We start from the raw sequence: 2740 nt of genomic DNA on the forward strand, positions 1-2740 counted from the left end.
CCATCAGCGTGCCACGCGAACATGGCGGCCTGGGCGCCAGCAGCGCCACGCTGGCCGAGGTCACCGCGCTGATCTCGGCGGCAGATGGCTCGCTGGGCCAGATCCCACAGAACCATTTCTACGCGCTGGAAGTCCTGCGCGTGGGCGGCAGCCGTTCGCAGCAGCGCTTCTTCTACGACCGCGTGATGGCCGGCGAACGCTTTGGCAACGCGCTGGCCGAGATCGGCCACAAGGACTTCAAGCGCCGCACGCGGCTCACGCGCGCCGGCAGCGGCTGGCGCATCGAAGGCCGCAAGTTCTACTGCACCGGCGCGCTGTATGCGCACTGGATCCCCACGCTGGTGGTCACCGAGGAAGAGGGCCGCGAAGTGCAGTACCTGGCCTTCGTACCGCGCAATGCGCCAGGCGTCACCGTCATCGATGACTGGGACGGCATGGGCCAGCGCCTGACCGGCAGCGGCAGCGTGGTGTTCGACAACACCGAAGTCGAACCCGGCTGGGTCGTGCCCTTCCAGGCCTCGTTCGAGCAACCGTCCACCATCGGCCCGTTTGCACAGATCCTGCATGCCGCCATCGACCTCGGCATCGGCCAGGGCGCGCTGGCGGCCACGCTGCCCTTCCTGCGCGAACACGCCCGCCCGTGGATGGACAGCGGCCTGGCCCGTGCCGCCGACGACCCGCTGGCCATCCAGCAGATCGGCGAGCTGAAGGTCCAGCAGGCCGCAGCCCATGCCCTGTTGCGCCGCGCCGCCCGCTTCCTGGATGCCGCCCAGCTGCGCCCGACCGAACGCAGCGTCGCCGAAGCCTCCATCGCCGTGGCCGAAGCCCGCGCCTTGAGCACCACCTTCTCGCTGGACGCCAGCACCCGCCTGTTCGAACTCTGCGGCACCGCCGCCACGCTGGGCAACCTGGGCTTGGACCGCTTCTGGCGCAACGCCCGCACCCACACACTGCACGACCCGGTGCGCTGGAAATACCACGCGGTCGGCAACCATGTGCTCAACGACAAGCTGCCGCCAAGGCATGGAGCCTTGTGAGCCCGCTTCGGCCCGGTATCAGCTCAGCGCACTGACGCTTACGTCATCCTTCAGCAACCCACAAGGCGGCCGATAAATGACCGAGCAACGAACTCGGAGTGCCCGATGCGGATTCAAGACATGAAGATTTCCACCCGGCTGGTGCTGGGTTTCACCATGATGGCGATCCTGGTCGCGGTGCTGGGCGCGATTTCCATCCTCAAGGTCAACGCCATCAATGCCAAGCTGGAGCTGGCGGTGCGGGACCGTTATCCCAAGGTGCAGCGCTTCCTGACCATCAAGGAAGCCAATGCCACGGTGGCCCGCAACATCCGCGAGCTGTTCATCGTCACCGACCCTGCCGATGCCAAGGCGCTGTACGACGACATCGACGCGGTCAGCAAGCGCACGGCCGAACAGTTCGAGGCGCTGAAGAGCATCATGACCACGCCCAAGGGCAAGGAAGGCTTCGAGAAGCTGGCCGCCGCCCGCGCCGCCTACCGCGGCCCGCGTGACAAGGTGCTGGGCCTGCTCAAGCAGGGCAACCTGGAAGAGGCCAAGACCGTGCTGCTGACCGAGGTGCGCCCGCGCCAGGTGGCCTACATGAGCGCCGTCGAAGAGATGGTGACGCTGGGCGGCAAGCTGATGGAACAGGCCGGCGCGGAAGCGGACCAGGAAGTCGCCAGCGCACTGGCCATGGTCGGCACGCTGATCGGCCTGGCGCTGGCCGCGGCCGTCGCGGTGTGCATCTGGACGGTGCGCAGCACCACCCGGCCCATCCATGAAGCCGTGCGCGTGGCGCGTGGGGTGGCGGCCGGCGACCTGACCGCCGAGTTCGACGCCAGCGGCGAAAACGAGACCGGCCAGCTGCTGCGCGCGCTGAAGGAAATGCAGCAACGCCTGGCCGACATCGTGGGCCACGTGCGCCAGAACGCCGAAGGCGTGGCCACCGGCTCGGCGCAGATCGCCTCGGGCAACAGCGACCTCTCGGCCCGCACCGAGCAGCAGGCCGCCGCGCTGGAAGAAACCGCGGCCTCGATGGACGAACTGGGCGCCACCGTGCGCGCCAATGCCGACAACGCCCAGCAGGCCAACGAACTGGCGGCGACCGCCAGCGACGTGGCCGGCCGCGGCGGCGTGGCGGTGCAGCAGGTGGTCGAGACCATGCGCGGCATCAGCGAAAGCTCGAAGAAGATCGCCGACATCATCGGCACCATCGACGGCATTGCCTTCCAGACCAACATCCTGGCGCTGAACGCCGCCGTCGAAGCGGCCCGCGCCGGCGAACAAGGCCGCGGCTTTGCGGTCGTCGCCTCCGAAGTGCGCAGCCTGGCGCAGCGCTCGGCCGAGGCGGCCAAGCAGATCAAGGGCCTGATCACGCAGAGCAGCGAGCGGGTGGAACAAGGCACCGCGCAGGTGGACCAGGCCGGCGCGACCATCGACGAAGTGGTGCGCTCCATCGGCCGCGTGACCAGCATCGTCGGCGAGATCAGCTCGGCCTCGCGCGAGCAGGCCGCAGGCGTGGCCCAGGTCGGCCAGGCCGTCACCGCAATGGACCAGGCCACGCAGCAGAATGCCGCGCTGGTGGAAGAGTCCGCTGCCGGCGCCGAGAGCCTGAAGCAGCAGGCCCAGCAACTCGTGGCAGCCGTTGCGGTGTTCAAGCTCAGGCATGGCGAGACGGTGGCACCGGCGAAGGCACAGGCCGCTGCGCCCAAGCACAGCTT

General features: G+C 68.6%; 2 protein-coding genes. Both read left to right on the plus strand.

Going from position 1 to position 2740, the window contains the following annotated elements; translation table 11 throughout:
* On the plus strand, positions 1 to 1037 hold a 1037-nt coding region (locus tag FKP22_RS26475), incomplete at its 5' end, for an SfnB family sulfur acquisition oxidoreductase (protein ID WP_141290899.1).
* Between the two features lie 120 nt (positions 1038 to 1157).
* On the plus strand, positions 1158 to 2740 hold a 1583-nt coding region (locus tag FKP22_RS34420), incomplete at its 3' end, for a methyl-accepting chemotaxis protein (protein WP_310733383.1).

It is taken from the genome of Ideonella azotifigens (genome assembly GCF_006519715.1).
Lineage (GTDB): Bacteria > Pseudomonadota > Gammaproteobacteria > Burkholderiales > Burkholderiaceae_C > Ideonella > Ideonella azotifigens.